This window comes from Methylobacterium sp. ARG-1 (genome assembly GCF_001262595.1).
Lineage (GTDB): Bacteria > Pseudomonadota > Alphaproteobacteria > Rhizobiales > Beijerinckiaceae > Methylobacterium > Methylobacterium brachiatum.
This window is the reverse complement of the sequence record NZ_LHCD01000001.1, coordinates 235,501-252,182: the sequence shown is the minus strand read 5'-3', so window position 1 is coordinate 252,182 and position 16,682 is coordinate 235,501. Positions and strand designations below refer to the sequence as shown.

Annotated in this window: 15 protein-coding genes; 9 read left to right on the top strand and 6 right to left on the bottom strand. The window is 71.8% G+C overall.

The features are described 5' to 3' along the window. Positions 1 to 43: 43 nt before the first annotated feature. The 3 genes from hemA (at position 44) to AKJ13_RS01140 (ending at position 4,270) form a co-directional block, all read left to right on the top strand. A complete protein-coding gene (gene hemA / locus AKJ13_RS01150) occupies positions 44 to 1,261 on the top strand; it encodes a 5-aminolevulinate synthase (RefSeq protein ID WP_050731744.1) in 1,218 nt (405 codons plus the stop codon). Between the two features lie 139 nt (positions 1,262 to 1,400). After that, positions 1,401 to 2,417: a magnesium chelatase ATPase subunit I gene (gene bchI / locus AKJ13_RS01145; protein ID WP_050731743.1), complete on the top strand. Its 1,017-nt coding sequence runs from the start codon at positions 1,401 to 1,403 to the stop codon at positions 2,415 to 2,417. Positions 2,418 to 2,623: 206 nt separating this feature from the next. Beyond that, entirely contained in the window at positions 2,624 to 4,270 is a 1,647-nt protein-coding gene (locus AKJ13_RS01140) for a magnesium chelatase subunit D (protein ID WP_082316832.1), read from the top strand. Between the two features lie 45 nt (positions 4,271 to 4,315). Here AKJ13_RS01140 and AKJ13_RS32100 read toward each other — a convergent pair whose 3' ends face one another. Continuing rightward, positions 4,316 to 4,462 (bottom strand): hypothetical protein, encoded by a 147-nt coding sequence (locus AKJ13_RS32100; protein ID WP_163005950.1) that lies wholly within the window; start codon positions 4,460 to 4,462, stop codon positions 4,316 to 4,318. A gap of 216 nt (positions 4,463 to 4,678) precedes the next feature. Between AKJ13_RS32100 and bchO the strand changes: the two genes are divergently transcribed. The 5 genes from bchO to AKJ13_RS01115 all read left to right on the top strand — a co-directional run bounded on the left by bchO (position 4,679) and on the right by AKJ13_RS01115 (position 10,233). Then, complete coding sequence (bchO, locus tag AKJ13_RS01135) at positions 4,679 to 5,575, top strand: alpha/beta fold hydrolase BchO (protein WP_200905568.1); 897 nt, start codon at positions 4,679 to 4,681, stop codon at positions 5,573 to 5,575. Between the two features lie 112 nt (positions 5,576 to 5,687). Beyond that, positions 5,688 to 6,470, top strand: a complete 783-nt coding sequence (locus tag AKJ13_RS01130) for a gamma-glutamyl-gamma-aminobutyrate hydrolase family protein (protein ID WP_050731853.1) — start codon at positions 5,688 to 5,690, stop codon at positions 6,468 to 6,470. A 292-nt stretch (positions 6,471 to 6,762) separates the two neighbouring features. Next, positions 6,763 to 7,521, top strand: coding sequence for a guanitoxin biosynthesis heme-dependent pre-guanitoxin N-hydroxylase GntA (gene gntA, locus AKJ13_RS01125; protein ID WP_050731852.1), 759 nt, complete (start codon positions 6,763 to 6,765; stop codon positions 7,519 to 7,521). Between the two features lie 75 nt (positions 7,522 to 7,596). Beyond that, a complete protein-coding gene (locus AKJ13_RS01120; protein WP_050731742.1) occupies positions 7,597 to 8,193 on the top strand; it encodes an urea carboxylase-associated family protein in 597 nt (198 codons plus the stop codon). A gap of 300 nt (positions 8,194 to 8,493) precedes the next feature. Further along, positions 8,494 to 10,233 (top strand): methyl-accepting chemotaxis protein, encoded by a 1,740-nt coding sequence (locus AKJ13_RS01115; protein WP_050731741.1) that lies wholly within the window; start codon positions 8,494 to 8,496, stop codon positions 10,231 to 10,233. A gap of 68 nt (positions 10,234 to 10,301) precedes the next feature. Here the strand turns inward: AKJ13_RS01115 and AKJ13_RS01110 are convergent, their stop codons facing one another. From AKJ13_RS01110 to AKJ13_RS01100, 3 genes are all read right to left on the bottom strand, one after another. Next, the gene (locus tag AKJ13_RS01110; RefSeq protein ID WP_050731740.1) at positions 10,302 to 11,555 is read right to left on the bottom strand and encodes a cytochrome P450; all 1,254 of its coding nucleotides are present in this window, start codon (positions 11,553 to 11,555) and stop codon (positions 10,302 to 10,304) included. 76 nt (positions 11,556 to 11,631) lie between these two features. Beyond that, positions 11,632 to 12,912: an FAD-dependent oxidoreductase gene (locus AKJ13_RS01105; RefSeq protein ID WP_050731739.1), complete on the bottom strand. Its 1,281-nt coding sequence runs from the start codon at positions 12,910 to 12,912 to the stop codon at positions 11,632 to 11,634. A 1-nt stretch (position 12,913) separates the two neighbouring features. Next, the gene (locus tag AKJ13_RS01100) at positions 12,914 to 13,159 is read right to left on the bottom strand and encodes a ferredoxin (protein ID WP_050731738.1); all 246 of its coding nucleotides are present in this window, start codon (positions 13,157 to 13,159) and stop codon (positions 12,914 to 12,916) included. A 284-nt stretch (positions 13,160 to 13,443) separates the two neighbouring features. On the opposite strand from AKJ13_RS01100, the gene AKJ13_RS01095 reads away from it, so the two are divergent. Next, positions 13,444 to 14,007: a hypothetical protein gene (locus tag AKJ13_RS01095; RefSeq protein ID WP_050731737.1), complete on the top strand. Its 564-nt coding sequence runs from the start codon at positions 13,444 to 13,446 to the stop codon at positions 14,005 to 14,007. A 55-nt stretch (positions 14,008 to 14,062) separates the two neighbouring features. On the opposite strand, the gene AKJ13_RS01090 is transcribed toward AKJ13_RS01095, so the two are convergent. Next, positions 14,063 to 15,814, bottom strand: a complete 1,752-nt coding sequence (locus AKJ13_RS01090; RefSeq protein ID WP_050731736.1) for a class I adenylate-forming enzyme family protein — start codon at positions 15,812 to 15,814, stop codon at positions 14,063 to 14,065. Then, positions 15,811 to 16,581, bottom strand: a complete 771-nt coding sequence (locus tag AKJ13_RS01085; protein WP_050731735.1) for an SDR family oxidoreductase — start codon at positions 16,579 to 16,581, stop codon at positions 15,811 to 15,813. Before AKJ13_RS01085 ends, AKJ13_RS01090 begins: the two co-directional genes overlap by 4 nt. Positions 16,582 to 16,682 lie beyond the last annotated feature (101 nt).

The window sequence follows — 16,682 nt, the reverse complement described above, 5'->3', positions numbered from 1 at the left end:
TCACAGGCGGGAGCAACCCGCGAGTCAATCGGGGAGAGGCGACATGGACTACGAGACCTTCTTCGGAGCCGAGATCGCCGGACTGCACCGCGAGGGCCGCTACCGGGTCTTCACCGACCTCGAGCGCCACGCCGGCAACTTCCCGCACGCCACGCACCACCACCCGGCGGGCACGCGCCCGGTCACGGTCTGGTGCTCCAACGACTATCTCGGCATGGGCCAGCACCCCACGGTCACCGGGGCGATGCACGAGGCGATCGACCGCTGCGGCGCCGGGGCCGGGGGCACCCGCAACATCTCCGGCACCAACCACTACCACGTGCTGCTGGAGCAGGAGCTCGCCGACCTCCACGGCAAGGAGGCGGCGCTGCTGTTCACCTCCGGCTACGTGTCGAACTGGGCGGCGCTCGGGACGCTGGCGTCGCGCCTGCCGAACTGCGCGGTCTTCTCCGATTCCGAGAACCACGCCTCGATGATCGAGGGCATCCGGTTCTCCCGCGCCGAGCGCCACATCTTCCGTCACAACGACCCGGAGGACCTGAACCGGAAGCTCGCTCTAGTGGATCCGGCCCGGCCGAAGCTCGTCGCGTTCGAATCCGTGTACTCGATGGACGGCGACATCGCCCCCATCGCCGAGATCTGCGACGTGGCCGAGGCCCACGGGGCGCTGACCTATCTCGACGAGGTCCACGCGGTCGGCCTCTACGGCGCCCGCGGCGGCGGCATCTCGGAGCGGGACGGGGTCGCCCACCGGCTCGACGTGATCGAGGGCACGCTCGGCAAGGCCTTCGCGGTCCATGGCGGCTACATCACGGCGTCGGAGAAGCTGTGCGACTTCGTGCGCAGCTTCGCCTCGGGCTTCATCTTCACCACCTCGCTGCCCCCCGCGGTGGCCGCGGGCGCGGCGGCCTCGATCCGCTACCTGAAGGCCAGCGGCGAAGAGCGCGCCCGGCATCAAGAGCGGGTCGCAAAGGTCCGGCAGGCGCTTGAGGCCGCCGACATCCCGACCATGCCGAACGACAGCCATATCGTGCCGGTGATGGTCTGCGATCCCGTACTCTGCAAGGGCATCTCCGACACCCTGCTCGACGAGTTCGGCATCTACGTGCAGCCGATCAACTACCCGACGGTCGCCCGCGGCACCGAGCGCCTGCGGATCACCCCGTCGCCGCTGCACAGTGATGCCGACATCGCGCATCTGGTCGAGGCGCTCACCACGATCTGGGGACGGATCGGTCTTCGGCAGAAGGCGGCAGAGTAGGGCGCTCTTCCCTCCCCCATGTGGGGAGGGGTAGGGGTGGGGGAGGTGCAGGAGGCACCGCTCCGCTCGATTTTGGACCACCCCCACCTCCGGCTCTTCCCCACAAGGGGGAGGAGAGGGGGCAGAGTGCGAGTTCTGCGTGCCCACCTTCCCCTTCTCGGCCATCGTCGGCCAGGACGAGATGCGCCAGGCGCTGCTGATCGCGGCGGTGGATCCGGCGGTCGGCGGCGTGCTGGTCTTCGGCGACCGTGGCACCGGCAAGTCCACGGCGATCCGGGCGCTCGCCGCCCTGCTGCCGCCGATGCGGGCGGTGGTCGGCTGCCCGTACAATTGCGATCCCGACAGCCCGGCGGAGTCCTGCCCCCACTGCGCGGGCAGCCCGGGCGCGCGGAAGAAATCAGAAAAAAGACCGGTGCCGGTGGTGGATCTGCCGCTCGGTGCCACCGAAGACCGGGTGGTCGGCACCCTCGATCTGGAGCGGGCCCTCGGCGCCGGCGTGAAGGCCTTCGAGCCGGGGCTTCTCGCCCGCGCCAACCGCGGGTTCCTCTACATCGACGAGGTGAACCTGCTGGAGGACCACCTCGTGGACCTGCTGCTCGACGTGGCGGCCTCCGGCGTCAACACGGTCGAGCGCGAGGGGCTGTCCCTGCGCCACCCCGCCAAGTTCGTCTTGGTCGGCTCCGGCAACCCGGAGGAGGGCGAGTTGCGCCCGCAGCTGCTGGACCGGTTCGGGCTGGCCTGCGAGGTCGCGACCCCGCAGGACATCGCCAGCCGGATCGCGGTGGTGCGCGCCCGCGACGCCTACGAGCGCGACCCCGAAGGGTTCTGCGCTGCCCGGGCGGGCGACGAGGCGGCGATCCGCAAAAAGATCCTGCTCGCCCGGGAACGCCTGCCGCATCTGGCGGTGCCGGATTCGGCGCTGGAGCGCGCGGCGCAACTCTGCCTCACACTCGGCACCGACGGCCTGCGCGGGGAGCTGACCCTGATGCGCACCGCCCGGGCGCTGGCAGCCCTCGACGGCGCCGAGTCGGTCACGGACGACCATATCCGCCGGGTCGCCCCGGCCGCCCTGCGCCACCGCCTGCGCCGCAACCCGCTCGATGAATCCGGCTCGACCGCCCGGGTCGAGCGGGCGCTGGCGGAGGTGTTTTCATGACGGGGCCGGGGCCTCTCAACTCTGGAGGGAACCCGGCTCGCACAACTGACGAGGAAGCGCGGGTCCCCTCTCCCGCACGGGAGGGGGGGCCCGTTGCGGCCAGCGGCGGCCGGTCGATCGATCCCGCCGCTTTCGGAGGCGCGCTGAGCAGCGGGGCCGTCCCACAGGGACAGCGTGCGCCGGGGGGTACCGAAGCGTCCCAAAACATCTGGCCCGATGCCCTGCGCGCCGCCCGCCTCCTCGCCGCTGACGCGCACCGCTTCGGCGGCGCGGTGGTGCGGGCAGCGCCTGGGCCGGTGCGCGACCGCTGGCTCGATGCTGTGCGGGCGGCGCGCCCCCCAGGGACGCCCTGGCGCCGGCTGCCGCCGGGGATCGGCGACGACAGCCTGCTCGGCGGCCTCGATCTCGCCGCGACCCTGGCGGCCGGCCGGCCGGTGGCGCGGGCGGGATTGCTCGCGCAGGCCGATGGCGGGCTGATTGTCGTACCCATGGCCGAGCGGCTGCCCCCCGGCATCGCGGTGCGCCTGGCCGGCGCCCTCGACAGCGGCACCGCTTCGGAGCACCCGGCGCGCTTCGGCCTCATCCTCCTCGACGAGGGCGAGGGGGACGAGACCGTGGCCGACGCCCTGGCCGACCGGCTGGCCTTCCGGATCGATCTGAGCGGCCTCGGGATCGCGGATTGCGACGCACCGGCGCCCCGCCTCGAAGCTCCGCCCGCCCCGGAGGACGACCCACTCGGCACGCTCTGCCGGCTGGCGCACGCCTTCGGCGTCGAATCCCTGCGCGGCCCGATCCTGGCAGCCCGGGTGGCGCGGGCGCTCGCCGCGGGGGAGCCGATCGGTACGGACACGATCACTGCGGCGGCCCGCCTGGTCCTGGCCCCGCGCGCCACGCGCCTGCCCGGACCGGAGGAGGCGATGCCGGAGGACGCGGCTGCGCCCCCGCCGCCCGCGGAGGATCACGCCGCGGAGGACGCGGCGGATCCGGCGCTGGCCGACGCGGCCGAGGATCGCGTGCTGGAGGCGGTGCGCGCGGCGATCCCGCCGAACCTTCTGGATCAGCTGCTGGCGGGCGGCGTGCGCCTCTCGACCGCGAAGGCCGGACGGGTCGGCCAGCCGGCGGCGGCGCGTAAAGGGCGGCCGATCGGCAGCCGGCGGGGTGACCCACGCCGCGGGCGCCTCGACCTGCTGGCGACCCTGCGGGCGGCGGCCCCCTGGCAGGCCTTACGGCGTGGGGAGGGGGAAACCCGCCCGATCGTGGTCCGGCGGGACGATCTGCGGATCCGGATCCTGCGGCAGCGGACCGAGACCACGACGGTGTTCTGCGTCGACGCTTCGGGCTCGGCCGCGCTGGAGCGTCTGGCGGAAGCCAAGGGCGCCGTCGAGTTGCTGCTGGCCGAGGCCTATGTCCGGCGCGACCGGGTGGCCTTGGTGGCGTTCCGCGGCGCCGGCGCGGAGCTGGTCCTGCCGCCGACCCGCTCGCTCACCCGGGCGAAGCGCGGCCTCTCGGGCCTGCCGGGCGGGGGTGGGACGCCGCTCGCCGCGGGGATCGACGCGGCGCTCACGGTCGCTCTCGGCGTGCGCCGGAGCGGCAGCCGGCCGGTCATCGTGCTGCTGACCGATGGGCGCGCCAACGTCGCGCGCTCGGGGGAGGGCGGCCGGGCCAGAGCCGGCGCCGAGGCCCTGCAGGCGGCCCGCGCGCTTCGCGCGGCCGGGTTGCCCACCCTGGTGATCGATACCGGTGCCCGTGGCGAAGGCGCACGCGCGGTCGCAGACGCGATGGCCGCCCGCTACCTTGTGCTGCCCCGTGCCGATGCCGGGCTGCTCAGCGCGGCGGTGCGCGCCGCGCTCTGAGCGTCGTCGCGGGCCGGATTTGGCCGGCCCCGGTCGAGGCTCGGATCAGAGATGGATGCCGACGCCGAGATCGGCGACGCGCTGGTTGTGGGACATCCAGGCGTTCAGCATGTCGCGGAACAGGGTACGGAAGCTCCAGCGGCCGGAGGTCGAGGCAGCGATGTGATGGGTCGAGGAGGTGAAGACGATCATGGCCGGTTCCGTCGGTAGGAGATGTGCGGTGCCTGGGAGCGCCACCGTGATGCCGTCTTTGCTGCGTCGCAGCAATCGGGTTTCCGGCAGCGGTGGCATGCGGTTTCCGCATGCAATCTCAATGTCTTACGAAATACTTCCAACCCAGCACGATAGCGCATTGACGCGGTCCGCGCTCAAGCTTGGTGCAACGCGGGATATCGGGTGGTGCTGAGCATGCGCGACGCGAACCGGCCGGACTGGGCGGTCGAGGGCCGGGATTGGCCACACCGGGAGGCGAGCCGCTTCGTCGAGGCGGCGGGCCTGCGCTGGCACGTCCAGGAATTCGGCCGTCCCGAGATGCCGGCGCTGCTGCTTCTCCACGGGACCGGGGCGGCCACGCATTCCTGGCGCGGGCTGGCGCCGCTCCTGGCCCAGGACTTCTACGTGATTGCCCCGGACCTGCCGGGCCACGGCTTTACCGATCCCCTGCCGGATGCCGACCTGTCGCTGCCCGGCATGGCCCGGGCGGTGGCGGGCCTCGTGGCGGCGCTCGGACGCCCGCCCGTCGTGGTGGCCGGTCACTCGGCCGGGGCGGCCGTGCTGGCGCGGATGTGCCTGGACGGAACGATCGCGCCGCGTCTGCTCGCGGCCTTCAACGGCGCGCTGGCGCCGCTGCCGGGGGCGGCGAGCCTGCTGTTTCCCGGCATGGCCCGGCTGCTGTTCCTCAACCCGTTCACGCCGAAGATCTTCGCCTGGACGGCCGATCGGTCGGCGGCCAAGCGGCTGATCGAGGGCACCGGCTCGCGGCTCGATCCGCAGGGCGTCGATCTCTACCGGCGGCTCTTCGCCCGGGCGGGCCACGTCCGTGGAGCGCTCGGCATGATGGCGAACTGGGACCTCGCCGGACTGCACCGGACCTTGCCGGATTTGACGACCCGGACCCTGCTGATCGTGGGCAGCGACGACCGGGCGATCCTGCCCGACACCGCGTTCACGGTCCGCGACCGCCTGCCCGACGCCCGCGTCGCCCTGATCCGCGGGCTCGGCCATCTCGCGCACGAGGAGGCGCCGGAGCGCGTCGCCGAGGTGCTCCTTGAGGAGGCAAGGGCGTTGGGCGTTCTCGGAGCCTGATGCGGCCGCCGCCACCGGCTCCGCGGGGCTGGCGCCGCCCTTGCCTGGGTCGTAGAGCCAACCGCAAGCTGTGGGATTGGCGGCGAAGCTGCGACGAGGAGTGGCCGTGACGATGGCGAGACCCGTGATCGGCGTCATCGGAAACACGCGCCTGCTCGACAACCGGTTCACGGCCCAGATCGTCGGCGAGAACAACCTGCGGGCGGTGGCCGAGGTGGCCGGCGCCCTGCCGCTGATGTTCGCGGGCAGCCCGGCGGTCACCGATCTCGGCGACCTGCTGGCCACGGTGGATGGCGTGTTGCTCACCGGGGGCCGCGCCAATGTCCACCCGACCCGCTTCCAGGCGGCGCCCCACCCCGCGCATGAACCCTATGACGAGGCCCGCGACGCGGTGGCCTTGCCGCTGATCGAGGCCTGCGTGGCGCGCGGCGTGCCGCTGTTCGGGATCTGCCGCGGGTTCCAGGAGATCAACGTCGCCTTCGGCGGCACCCTGCATCCGGAGATCCGCGACTTGCCCGGGCGCCTCAACCATCGGATGCCGCGGCTCGAGAACGGCGAGATCCATCCGGATCTGGAGGTGGTCTTCGCCGAACGCCACGAAGTCCGCCTGGTTCCGGGCGGGGCCTTCGCGCGGCTGCTGGGCCGCGACACGATCCGGGTGAACTCCCTGCACGGCCAGGGCATCCTGGAACCGGGTGCCCGCGTCGTCGTCGAGGGGATCGCCGAGGACGACACGATCGAGGCGATCCGCATCGCCGATGCGCCGGGCTTCGCCCTGGGCGTGCAGTGGCATGCCGAGCACGATCCCACGACCAACCCGATCAACCGTGCGCTGTTCGCGGCGTTCGGGGCTGCGGCGGCGCGGCAGCGCGCCGAATCCCGCCGACCTCGTTGAGCTGGGTTGCGCCGGGGAACGGTTCCGCGAAGTCGCGACGCGGGTAATACGGGCCTCGCGGATCCTTGGGCCGAGTCTATCCCGTCTTAATCTATGTTTGTCCGTCCGCGGAACATTGCGTCAGATCTTTCGCTGGGCCGTCAGATTCTTGCCGCGACGGCGCTTGATTCACCTTCTCCCCGGACGACCTGTCGCAGGCGGGAACGGCATCCTGTCGCTGGGGTTGCCCGAGTCCCGAACAGCGGTTGCCTTCCCCAGGGCATACCTGCGCAGACCTTGAGCCATGGACCGCATGCAGCTGCCGCGCGACGACCAAGAGCATCCCCGTGCCCAGGCCTTTCGCGAGTTCATCCGGAACCCGCCCTTTCCCTGCGTCGGCGCCAAGTCGGCGCTCTCGCGCGGCCGCATGAAGATCGTCGTGGCCCGGGACATCACCTCGGGCTGGGACGACATGCGCATCTACCCGGCGCTGCTCGCCTTCGTGGCGCGCTACCGGGAGGCTCCCGACCTGTTCCAGAGCTTCGCCGTGGTGTTCGAGGGGCCCGGCGACCTCTCGGAGGAGGCGTTCGAGCAGAATCTCTGGGCGCGGGCGCAATCCCTCACCGACAAGGATGCCTGGCTCGGGCAGCCCCACGACGCGCGCGTGGCGGATGATCCGGACAACCCGCATTTCTCCCTGAGCTTCGGCGGCGAGGCGTTCTTCGTGGTCGGGCTGCACCCGAATGCGAGCCGTCCGGCCCGGCAATTCTCCTCGCCGGTCCTGGTGTTCAACCTCCACGCCCAGTTCGAGCGCCTGCGCGCCGAGGGCCGCTATGAGAAGCTGCGCGCCTCGATCCTGGAGCGTGACGAGGCCCTGGCCGGCAGCCTCAACCCGATGCTGGCGCGGCACGGCGAGACGTCGGAGGCGCGCCAGTACAGCGGTCGCGTGGTCGATGCCGATTGGCGCTGCCCGATGCAGGGTCGGCCCGCGGCCCCCGCCGCGCCGGCCACCGACGATTGGCATCCGCTGGCCTCGCCGCTCGACAGCCTCTTCCCGCCCAACGGAGGCTGAGGCGTCGCGCATGGGCCTGGATCGCTGCGGCGTCTCCCGCGTTTCCGGCCGGACGAAATCAGAAGCGGAGGCATCATGGACCGGGCGGACGTGCAGCAGATCGAGCCGCGCTCAGGCGTCGCCTTCACCCTGGACCGGGGCCAGCGCCTCACCGTGATCGACCCGCGGGGCGAGCAGGTGGCCGATCTCGTTGCCTACAACCGCCACGACACGGGTGAAGTGATCTCCTCCGGGCGGACCCTGGATTATGCCAGCCGGATCTACCTGACGACGGGCGATCCGCTCTATTCCAACCGCTCGAACGTGCTGCTGCGCATCGTCGAGGACACGGTCGGGCGACACGATTTCCTGTTGACGCCGTGCTCGGCCGACACGTTCCGGATCATCTACGGCGACACCGACCCGCATCGCGGCTGCTTCGGCAACCTCGCCGCGGCGCTGGCCCCCTACGGCATCGCGCCGGACGCGATCCCGGTGGCGTTCAACTGCTTCATGAACGTCCCGATCGACGGCACCACCGGGGTGCTGACGGTCGAGCCGCCGCTGAGCCGGGCCGGCGATCGGATCGTGTTCACCGCCGAGACGGATCTGATCATCGGACTGACCGCCTGCTCGGCGCTGCAATCGAACAACGGCAGCTTCAAGCCAATCCACTATCAGATCGATGGCTAGGGCGCCCACCCCGGTCGACGACGCCAGAGTTTCGGCGACGTATTCTATATTTTTTCTTGAGAACCTTTACGAACGCACGGTCACCTGGCGATACCTTCGCCGAATATCCAAGAACGGATTTTTTCTTACTCCAATATGATTAAAATACGCCGCCGGCACCCGGCGTGGACCTAATATTTACCAATCGCGTGTCTAACCTTCGCCCCGGAACAGCGCCGAGGGTCGGGGCCGCCCGTGCGGTGCCGCTCCCGGCGCTGAGAACTCCCGACGGTTTTCGCCCGTCCCGTTCCTGGTGCCCCGATGACTCGCTCGCAGACCCACCGCTCGCCCGAGGGCAATCCTGCGCCTCGATGGAGCCTCTCGAACGTCACGCTGCGCCACAAGCTGGCGGCCGTGATGGCGCTGGTGCTGGCCGCCGTCGGCGCCCTCAGCGGCCTGAACTACATCGATACCCGATCCTCGGCGATCGAGGACCGCGCGCTGATGACCAAGAATCTCGGCGACGTCGCGCAGAGCCTGATCGGCCATTACGAGGCGCTGGCCTCCGCCGGCCGGATGCCGCTCGATCAGGCCCAGAAGGCCGCCCTCGATGCCGTCAGCGCGCTGCGCTTCGGCAATGCCGATTACTTCTTCGTCCTCGATACCGATGGGCGCCTGATCGCCAACGCGTTCAACGCCAAGAATGTCGGCAAGGTGGTCCTCGACCAGACCGACATGCCGGGCGGCAAGCGCTACTTCGCCGAGATGGTCGAGGTGGCCAAGCGCCAGGGGTCCGGTTTCGTCAGCTACATGAAGCCGCGCGCGGGCGGGACCGAGCCGGTCGAGAAGGTCGCGAGCGTGCAGCTGTTCAAGCCGTGGGGCTGGATTCTCTCCGCCGGCCTCTACCGGGACGACGTCCACGCCGCCGTGCGCAGCCGCGCCATCGCGAACGCCCTGTGGTCCGCCGGCCTCGTGATCCCGGTTCTGGCCCTGCTCCTGCTCATCGGCAACGGCCTGTCGCGGCCGATCGTACGCCTGACCTCGGCGATGCGGGGGCTCGCCGGCGGCGACCTCGCGGTGCCGGTGGCGGATCAGGAACGCGGTGACGAGGTCGGCGCGATGGCGCGGGCGGTGCAGGTGTTCAAGGACGCGCTCATCGCCAAGCAGGAGGCCGAGGCCGCCGCCGCCGTCGAGAACGCCGCCAAGATGCGCCGGGCCCAGGCGCTGGACGAACTGACCAATCGGTTCGACGCGCATGTCGGCGCCCTGACGCAGAGCCTGTCCTCGGCCGCCGTGGAGATGGAATCCACCGCCCGGGAGATGACGCGCACCGCCCTGCGGACCACCGACCAGTCCGGGCGGGTCGCCGCCACCTCCGAGCAGACCTCGGCCAACGTCCAGACCGTGGCGGCCGCCAGCGAGGAGATGTCCGCCTCGATCCAGGAGATCGCAGCCCGCGTGGCGCAATCCTCCACCATGGCCGACAAGGCCAGCCTCGACGCGGCCCGCACCAACGAACTGATGCAGGTCCTGTCCCGCGGGACGGACCAGATCAGCGAGGTGATGGGCCTGATCGCCGGGATCGCCGGTCAGACCAACCTGCTGGCCCTCAACGCCACCATCGAGGCCGCCCGGGCCGGCGAGGCCGGCAAGGGGTTTGCCGTGGTGGCTGGTGAGGTGAAGGCCCTGGCGGCCCAGACCGCAAAGGCCACCGACACGATCGCCGGCCAGATCGCCGCGATCCAGAGCGAGACCCGCCACGCGGTCGAGTCGATCCGCACCATCGGGGGCACGATCGACACGATGCGCACGGTGGCCCTGAGCGTGGCCGCGGCCATGGAGGAGCAGGGCGCGGCCACGAGCGAGATCGTCCGGAACGTCACCGAGGCGGCTCAGGGGACCCAGGCGGTCAGCGCCGACATCGCCGACGTGCTCCAAGCCGCCGGCGAAACCGGCGCGGCGGCGGGCCAGGTGCTCAGCGCCGCCCAGGATCTGGCCCGCTACGCCGCGGGACTGGGCCAGGAGGTAACCACCTTCCTCGCGGCGGTGAAAGCCGCCTGAGGAAGCGATCGGGGGGGCCGCGCCGGCCCTGGCTGGGCCTCAGATCGTGGCAGGCGGGGCACCCTGCATCAAGAGATCCCGTCGATCGCGACCCGCAGGTGCTCGGGGCCGCGCAGAGCGGCGCCGGGCCGGTAGGGCGGCGGGTCCTCGACCAGCCGGGGGGCCTTGAGGCGCTTCGCGAGAGCGGTGAGCGCCGCCTCGGCCTCGAACCGGGCCAGCGGGGCGCCGACGCAGTAATGCAGGCTGCCGCCGAAGCCGAGATGGCGGATGCCGGCGCGGTCGGGATCGAATCGGTCGGGATCCGGGAAGACCGCGGCATCGCGGTTGCCGGAGGCCAGCAGCAGGACCAGGTCGGCCCCCTCGGGGATCGTCACGCCGGCGATATCGATGGCGGACAGGGTCTTGCGGGTCCGGAACTGCACCGGCGGCTCGTAGCGCAGGAGTTCCTCGATCAGGCGCGGCGCGCGGCCGGGATCCTGGCGCAGGCGCTCCAGCTCGTCGGGGTGGCGCAGCAGCGTGAGCAGACCGTTGGTGATCAGGTTCACGGTGGTCTCGTGACCCGCCACCAGCATCAGGATCGAGGTCGCGATCAGGTCGTAATCGCCCATCTTCACGCCCGCCGGCGTCGCCTCGTTGGCGAGCCCCGAGAGCATGTCGTCCTGCGGGTGGCGGCGCTTCTCCTTGATCAGGTCGGCCATGTAGCCGCCGATCGCGTCGAAGGTCCGGCTGTTCTCGGCGCGGATCTCGGTATCGGACAGGCTGTCGGGCTCGAGCGCCGTGGCGAGCTGCGTCGCCCAGCCGTGGAATTTCGGCTCGTCCTCCCGGGGCACGCCGAACAGCTCGCAGATCACCGTCACGGGGAGCGGGTAGGCGAGGTCATCGACCGCATCGATCTCCCGGGCGTCGCGCTTCTCGTCGAGCAGCTCGGCCACCAGCCGCTCCGAGCGGACCCGCATCGCCTGCACGCGCTCGCGGGAGAACTGGTGCATCACGGAGGCCCGCAGGACATCGTGATCCGGCGGATCGCGGAAGATGAAGACCCGGTGCCGGTCCATCATCCAATCCTTGAGCGGCTTGACGATCAGGTCCGTCAGCGGGTTGCCGGTGCGCGGACGGTCGGCCGGGGGCAGCGTCTCGGAACTGACCCGCGGATCCTGCAGCAGGCTCGCGATGGTGCCGTGCGTGGAGGCCACCCAGGTCCCGGATTCGGTCCCGTCATCCTGGCGCGAGACCGGGTTCTGCCGCAGCTTGGCGTAGACCGGATAGGGGTTCGCCCGGTTGGCGAAATCCTTGACCTGGTCGAGGAGGGTGGCGTCGGGCATGCGGCATCCGTGCTGCGGCGCTTCAGATCGAGACCCTGGCGGCTCCGTCCCGAAATTGGGCGGAACGCCGGACGTCTCAGGCGAAACCCGGGGCGAGGATCGTGATCCCCCGCGCCGGGCGATCGGCCGCCGCCCCGTGGGGCGGGAACGGCGCGGCGGTGGCGACCAGTTCGGCATGGGCCGGAAGCCAGCGGGCGCTGTCGACCGACACCGCGGCGACGCAGCGGCCCTCGCGGCCATAGACCGCTACGAAGCGGCCCGAGCCGGGCTCGCCCTGGGTGAAGGCCACGGCATCCGCCCCCGTGGTCAACCCGGCGGATTTGACCACCACGTCGCCCTGGGTCGACCAGAAGGTCGGCAGCGCGCCGTAGGGAGTCTCGGGCTTCACCCCGGCCAGCAGCCGCCCGGCATGGAGTCCCTGCGCGACGGCGTGGCTCCAATGCTCCAGCGCAGCGCGCCGGCCGCCATAGAGCGGATGGGGGAAGCGGGCCACGTCGCCGGCCGCGGCAATACGGAGATCGGGCTGCCCGTCGCTGTCGAGAACGTAGCCCGCGGCGTCGCAATCGACGCCGCCCGGATCGGCCGAGAGGCCAGACCCGTCGAGCCATTCGGTGTTGCGGAGGGCCCCGAGGGCGATCACCGCGACTTCCGCGTCTATGCGGGTGCCGTCTGTGAGGTGCGCACGCACGAACCGGCCGTCCTCGCCCTCCAGCCACTCGACCTCGCTGCCGCAGCGCAGGTCGACGCCCCGGCCTTCGTGGATCGCCCCGATGAAGCCGCCCACCGCGCTGCCGAGGACGCGCGACAGCAGCGTCGGACCGGATTCGACCAGGGTCGCGCGCAGCCCGAGCTGCCGGCACAGGCTGGCGACCTCGCAACCGATGAAGCCGCCGCCGATCACCAGGACCCGCCGGGGCCGGGCCGCCAGGGCGGCCCGCAGAGCCGCGGCGTCGTCCCGCCCGCGCAGGGTGAAAACGCCGGACAGCCGCCCCTCATGCGGGTTCGGCCAGGGCCTGGCGCGGGTGCCGGTGGCGATCAGCAGCCGATCGTAGGGCAGGGCGCGCCCGTCGGCGAGGTGCAGGGTGCGGGCATCGCGGTCGAGGCGCGTCGCGGAGCTGCCGAGGATCCACGCCACATCCGCACCGAGGCTGCTCGGCAGCGTGGTGGCATCCGCCGGTGTCTCGCCGGTGAGGACATGCTTCGAGAGCGGCGGGCGGTCGTAGGGCCGGTACGGCTCGTCGCCGACGATGGTCAGCGGGCCGGAGAACCCGGCCTCCCGCATCGCCTCGGCCGCGCGCAGGGCCGCGAGGCCCGCACCCACCACGATCACGCGCTCGGCAGTCGATCCCGACGCCATCTCAGGCGCCCCGCTCCGGATCCTCGACCCGGATCGCCTGGACCGGGCAAGCGACGCGTGCCCGCTCGATATCGGCGCGATCCCGGGCGGCCGGGGCGGGATCGTAGATCAGGGCCTCGTGCCCCTCGATGCGGAAAGAGCGCGGCGCCGCGTAGCAGCACTGGGCATAGGCCTGGCAGAGATTGAGATCGACACACACCCGCAGGCCGGGTGATGAGCCGGAGGATGTATCAACGGTTGTGGACATGGCGGTGCAACCGCGGCGGCGACGGCGGGGTTCCGCGAGGATTGCAGATCCCGCCGTCGCAGGGCTCCGCCAACCGTCTCGCCGAGAGTATCACGCGCATGATCGGGGATCCTCGGCCACGCGGCAAGAGTCGTTCACGCGAATTTGGACCGATTCACTGATGTAAAATTGTCCTGGGGGATCATCGCCCGAACGGAGCGTCGGAATTCCCCTCCGTGACGGTTCGCTCTATTGTCGCGCCGCCCGCGGACCGATCCGAAGTCCCGCGATCTCAGGAGGGCACCATGCCGTACGGTGCACGACCGAGTCTCGCCGCCCTCATCCTGTCCCTCACGCTGGGCGTGACCGGGGGCTCGGCCGAGCCGGCCTCCGGCTGGACCGACCCGCCGGCCCGCAAGCCGAGTCCGGCCGCGAGCCCGGCCGAGACGCCGAAAGCCGCGTCGCCCGCATCGCCCCCTGCCGCCTCGACACCGGCCGCCGCGGCCCCGTCCCGCAAGGCGGTCGCCGCGCGGCCCGCCCCGAAGCGCGTCGTGACGCACCATCCCGCCCCGGCAGCCAAGCGCGTGGCCGCGACCCCGCACCGGCCGCGCCTCGCCGCAGCCCCCGCGCGGATCGTTCGCCCGCCCAGGATGGTCGCGGTCGCGCCACCGCCGCCCCCACCACCGCCGGACGGCTATCCGCGCTACCGGGCCTACAATTACGGCCCGGGCTATGCCGACGAACGGCTGGAGCGCCTGCGCGCCGCGGAGGCCGCGGGCTACCTGGTCGTGCGCCGCCGCACCGTGGAATTTCCGGACGGCCGGTCGCTGCGGGTCTACCGACCGGACGACGACAGCGAGCCGTTCTGAGCCGGAGCGCCCGCCGCCGTAGTGTACGCCGGCGCGCCGTCAGCGCGCGGCGGAATCAAAGACCGGGACTCGAGCCGTCGGCGAACACCGACCGCAGCGGCGCCCGCAGGATCTTGCCCGCCGGGTTGCGCGGCAGGAGCCCGTCCCAGACGATTACGCGCACCGGCACCTTGAAGGCCGCGAGCCGCTGCGCCGCGAAGGCCCGGATCTCCTCGGGCTTGGTCTGGGCGCCCTCGGCCAGGGCCACGATTGCACCGGGCTCCTCGCCCAGGGTCGGGTGGGGTATCGGCAGCACCACCGCGTCGATCACGTCGGGGTGCTCGTAGAGGGCGTTCTCCACCTCGCAGCAATAGATGTTCTCACCGCCGCGGATCAGCATGTCCTTGATCCGGTCGACGATGGTCAGGAACCCCTCGTCGTCGGCGCGGGCAAGGTCGCCCGTGCGCAGCCAGCCGTCCGCGAGCACCTCGGCGGTGGCCGCCGGGTCGTTCCAGTAGCCGCGGACCACGTTCGGGCCTTTCACGCAGAGTTCACCGATGCTGCCGGGGGCTAAGTCCTGCCCGAGCGGATCGAGGATCCGCACCTCGCAGACCGGCAGGGGCGGGCCGCAGGATTCGGGATGCGCGCGGTAATCCTCGGCTTGGTGATGGGTGAAGGTCGCCGAGGTCTCGGTCATGCCCCAGCCGGTGGCGGGGACGGCCTTCGGGAACGCCTCGCCCAGGGCGCGCACGAGGTCGCCGGCCGCCGGGGCGCCGCCATAGGTCACGGATTCGAGGCTCGGCAGCGGCCGGCCCGCCTCCCGGGCGGCCGTGGCCAGCTGCCAGGCGATGGTCGGCACGCCGCCGGCGCCGGTGCAGCCCTCCCGGTCGATCAGGTCGAGGGCCTCAACGGCGTCCCAGCGATGCATCATCACCAGGCGATGGCCGCCATAGAGCGTCGCCCCGAGGCTCGCGTGGCAGCCGGTGACGTGGAACAGCGGGATCACCAGCAGCGAGGCCCGCTGCGGCGCGGACGGGTCGGGCCTCGGAAGCGCCTCGCCCCGGCGCAGGGCGCTGCGCGCGGCGGAATAGGGATAGGCCATCACCGTGGTCGCCGCCGCCCGGTGGGTGCCGACCGCGCCCTTGGGCCGGCCGGTGGTGCCCGAGGTGTAGAACAGGGTCGCGTCATCCTCGGGGTCGAGGGCGATGTCGGGCGGCGACCGGTCGGGCAGGGCGGCCCAATCCGCCGCCAGGCCGATCACCGTGGAGAGCGGCGTCGCCCGATCGTCGGGCTCCATCCGCGTGACGAAAATCCGCTCCAGGGCCGGGCATTCGGCCCGGTGCGGGGCGATGCGCTCGAACCGCGCGCCGTCGGCGATCAGCACCCGCGCGCCGCAATGCTGGAGCGCGTAGGCCAGTTCCGGCCCGGTCCACCAGGCGTTGAGCGGTGTCGCGATCGCCCCGGCCAGCAGGGCTCCGTAATAGCAGACCGGCCATTCCGGCAGGTTGCGCAGGGCGATCGCCACCCGATCGCCCTTGCCGATCCCGGCCGCCGCCAGGGCGCGGGCCAGAACGGTCGCGGCGCGGGCGAAGCCCGTGAAGGTGACGCGCTCGTCCCGGTAGACCACGAAGGTCTTGTCCCCATGCCCCAGGGCGATGCGGAACAGGTCGCGCAGGGTCGGCGGCGCGGTCGTCCAGATCCGGGTCGGCACGCCGCGGATCGGCACCGTGGCGATCGCGAACGGCGCGTCCGGGGCGGTGAGGCGCGCCTCCGCGTCGCGGAAGGAGAGGGCCGGCCAGCCGGCGGGGAGGCGGGGATCGGGGCTCATCGCGCGATGGTCACGCCGCCGTCGATCACCAGCGCCTGGCCGGTGACGAACCGGCCGGCCGGCGAGGCCAGGAACACGGCCGCGCCCGCGATCTCGTCGGGCTCGCCGATCCGGCGGAGCGGCGCGGCCTCCGTGGTGGAGGCCAGCATCTCGGGATCCTCCCACAGGGCCCGGGCGAAATCGGTGCGGATCAGCCCCGGGCACAGGCAGTTCACCCGGACATTGGCCGGGCCGTATTCCACCGCGTAGTTGCGCGCGAGCTGGAGGTCGGCGGCCTTGGAGACGTTGTAGGCGCCGATCACCGGCGAACCCTTCAAAGCGCCGATGGAGGAGACGATCACGATCGCCCCGTCCCGCTGCGCGACCATGCCGGGGGCGACCCTCTGGATCAGCCAGTGGTTCGACAGGACGTTGTTGTCCAGGATCTTCCTGAACTGCGCGTCCGAGATCCCGGCCAGCGGCCCGTAATACGGGTTGCTGGCGGCGTTGCAGACCAGCACGTCCACCGGCCCGAGCTGGGCCTCGGTCTCACCGACCAGATTCTCCAGCTCCGCCTTCACGGAGATGCTGGCCGGGATCGCCACCGCGCGGCCCGGGCCGTGGGCGGCCTCGATCTCGGCCACCACGGCGTCGCAGGCCGCGCGCTTGCGCGACGAGATCACCACCCGGGCGCCGTGCTCGGCCATCCGCAGGGCGATCGCCCGGCCGATGCCCCGGGACGAACCGGTGATCAGCGCGACCTTGTCGGTCAGATCGAACAGGGACATGGGTCGGCTCTGCTCGGGACGGGGCGGCACGCGCCCGCCGCCCTCATTCCGCGGGCTATGATGGTCACGCACGAACCCTTGAAGTCCGCGACGCGTCCCCT

What these genes read in the sequence shown, in the direction of transcription:
- hemA (WP_050731744.1), top strand. Translation starts at nt 44, where the DNA reads ATGGACTACGAGACCTTCTTCGGAGCCGAGATCGCCGGACTGCACCGC.
- AKJ13_RS32100 (WP_163005950.1), bottom strand. Translation starts at nt 4,462, where the DNA reads ATGATCGTCTTCACCTCCTCGACCCATCACATCGCTGCCTCGACCTCC.
- bchO (WP_200905568.1), top strand. Translation starts at nt 4,679, where the DNA reads ATGCGCGACGCGAACCGGCCGGACTGGGCGGTCGAGGGCCGGGATTGG.
- AKJ13_RS01130 (WP_050731853.1), top strand. Translation starts at nt 5,688, where the DNA reads ATGGCGAGACCCGTGATCGGCGTCATCGGAAACACGCGCCTGCTCGAC.
- gntA (WP_050731852.1), top strand. Translation starts at nt 6,763, where the DNA reads ATGCAGCTGCCGCGCGACGACCAAGAGCATCCCCGTGCCCAGGCCTTT.
- AKJ13_RS01120 (WP_050731742.1), top strand. Translation starts at nt 7,597, where the DNA reads ATGGACCGGGCGGACGTGCAGCAGATCGAGCCGCGCTCAGGCGTCGCC.
- AKJ13_RS01115 (WP_050731741.1), top strand. Translation starts at nt 8,494, where the DNA reads ATGACTCGCTCGCAGACCCACCGCTCGCCCGAGGGCAATCCTGCGCCT.
- AKJ13_RS01110 (WP_050731740.1), bottom strand. Translation starts at nt 11,555, where the DNA reads ATGCCCGACGCCACCCTCCTCGACCAGGTCAAGGATTTCGCCAACCGG.
- AKJ13_RS01105 (WP_050731739.1), bottom strand. Translation starts at nt 12,912, where the DNA reads ATGGCGTCGGGATCGACTGCCGAGCGCGTGATCGTGGTGGGTGCGGGC.
- AKJ13_RS01100 (WP_050731738.1), bottom strand. Translation starts at nt 13,159, where the DNA reads ATGTCCACAACCGTTGATACATCCTCCGGCTCATCACCCGGCCTGCGG.
- AKJ13_RS01095 (WP_050731737.1), top strand. Translation starts at nt 13,444, where the DNA reads ATGCCGTACGGTGCACGACCGAGTCTCGCCGCCCTCATCCTGTCCCTC.
- AKJ13_RS01090 (WP_050731736.1), bottom strand. Translation starts at nt 15,814, where the DNA reads ATGAGCCCCGATCCCCGCCTCCCCGCCGGCTGGCCGGCCCTCTCCTTC.
- AKJ13_RS01085 (WP_050731735.1), bottom strand. Translation starts at nt 16,581, where the DNA reads ATGTCCCTGTTCGATCTGACCGACAAGGTCGCGCTGATCACCGGTTCG.